Raw genomic sequence first — 1,768 nt, forward strand, 5'->3', positions numbered from 1 at the left:
TGCTGTTCGCCGCCGGGCGGCTGCCGCAGGCGCGGCTGCTGCCGATCTGGGGACACCTCGGCGACCTCGCCGAGACCGCCACCGCGATCGCACTGCTGCCGCTGCTGCTCCAGGTCCTCGGCGCGTACACCCGCCTTCGCGCGCTGGCCGGTTAGAGGAGAACGGGCATGCAGACACGACGCGACCACGTCCAGTCCCACCGGTTCGCGATGGGCCGACTCGCCTCCGCCCTCGTCGGGGGAGACCCGGGCCAGGGCGACAGCCCCACCCGCCGCTCCGCGCTCGGCACCGTCCTCGGCGCCGGCGTCGCCGTGCTGCTCTGCGGCGGAGCGGCCGGATACGGCCTCCTCGCACCGGCGCCCAGCACCGCGTGGCGCAAGAACGGCACCGTCCTGGTGGAGAGGGAGACCGGCAACCGCTACGTCTACCTGGACGGCGAGCTGCGCCCGGCCCGCAACCGGGCCTCGGCCCTGCTCCTCGCCGGCGGCCCGGCCGCACCCGAGGCCGTCCCCGCCAAGACCCTGGCCGGCACCCCGCGTGGGATCCCGATCGGCATCCCGGACGCCCCCGACACGGTGCCGGCAGCCTCGGGGCTGCTCACCGGTGCCTGGGCCCGCTGCCTGAGGACGGGCACCCCTCCCGGCACGGGCGGGCCGGGCACGGCGGGCGGCGCTGGTCAGACCCTCGTGTTCGGGCCCGCCGCGGACGTGCTGGCCCCGCTGCCCGCCGACCGGGCGGCCCTGGCCACCGGTCCGGACGGCGCCCGCTACCTGCTGCTGCACGACACCAAGTACCCCGTCCCCGCCGACTCCGCGCTGGTCGCCCTCGGCCTCGACGACCGCCCCGCCCTCGCCGCCCCTGCCGAATGGCTCGCCGCCGTGCCCACCGGCACGCCGCTCGCCCCCGGCGTGCCGCCCGGCACCGGGAGCCCGGCCGGTACCGTCGCCGGCCGGACCACCGTGACCGGCCAGCTGTTCCGCACCGGCACCGGCACCGACGCCCACCACTACCTCCAGCGCGCCGACGGCCTCGCCCCCGTCGGCGCGACCGAGTACGCCCTGCTCGCCGCCGTGCCCGGCACCCCGGCCCCGCTGACCGTCACCCAGGCGGATGTCGCGGCGGCCCCGGTCTCCGCCGAGCGCGGCCTGCTCACCCGGCTCCCCGAGGTCATCGGCCTGCGCGCCCCCGCCGCCGGGCAGCTCTGCCTGCGCACCGGACCCGGCGACGACAAGCGCCTCGTGCTCGCTCCCGCCGCCGAACGGCCCGTCGTCATGCCGCCCGGCACCGGCGCCCTCGCCACCGCCCCGGGCGGCGGGCAGCAGTACCTGCTCACCGAGCAGGGCGCGCGCTATCCGATCGCCGACGGCGACGCCGCCCGCGCGCTCGGCCTCGGCGACTCCCACCACCCCCTCGTCCTGCCCGCCGACGTCCTCGCGCTGCTGCCCGAGGGCCCCGCCCTCAGCCGCGCCGCGGCGCGACGGTGACGGGGGAGCGGCCGTGAGACTGCGCCTGCGCGCCGCCGGCGGCGGCACCCTCCTCATCCACCCCAAGGGCGAACCCGACCACCGGGCCGTGGAGTTCGCCCGCCGCCTCGCCACCGATGACCGGCACACCCTGGTCGTCCTCGACCTGCCCGCGGCCGCCGTCGAGCGCGAATGGCAGGCGGTGGCCCGCCTGCTGGCGCCCGCCCGCTACCGCAGCCTGCGCCTGGTCTTCGGCCGCGGCCCCCGCGAGGAGATCCGCCGGGCCGGTGCCCTGATCGCCGAGC

General features: G+C 78.7%; 3 protein-coding genes. All 3 read left to right on the plus strand.

The features are described 5' to 3' along the window. Nucleotides 1-20 precede the first annotated feature (20 nt). Nucleotides 21-155 carry a hypothetical protein gene (locus BI06_RS55675; protein WP_369826327.1) on the plus strand — a complete coding sequence of 45 codons (135 nt, stop codon included), beginning with the start codon at nucleotides 21-23 and terminating at the stop codon, nucleotides 153-155. Between the two features lie 12 nt (nucleotides 156-167). After that, entirely contained in the window at nucleotides 168-1,484 is a 1,317-nt protein-coding gene (eccB, locus tag BI06_RS35885; protein WP_043475329.1) for a type VII secretion protein EccB, read from the plus strand. A 13-nt stretch (nucleotides 1,485-1,497) separates the two neighbouring features. Next, a partial coding sequence (locus BI06_RS51655; RefSeq protein WP_043475332.1) for a hypothetical protein occupies nucleotides 1,498-1,768 on the plus strand: 271 nt, incomplete at its 3' end.

The organism is Kitasatospora sp. MBT66, assembly GCF_000710405.2.
In the GTDB taxonomy this organism is placed as follows: domain Bacteria; phylum Actinomycetota; class Actinomycetes; order Streptomycetales; family Streptomycetaceae; genus Kitasatospora; species Kitasatospora purpeofusca.

What these genes read in the sequence shown, in the direction of transcription:
- eccB (WP_043475329.1), top strand. Translation starts at nt 168, where the DNA reads ATGCAGACACGACGCGACCACGTCCAGTCCCACCGGTTCGCGATGGGC.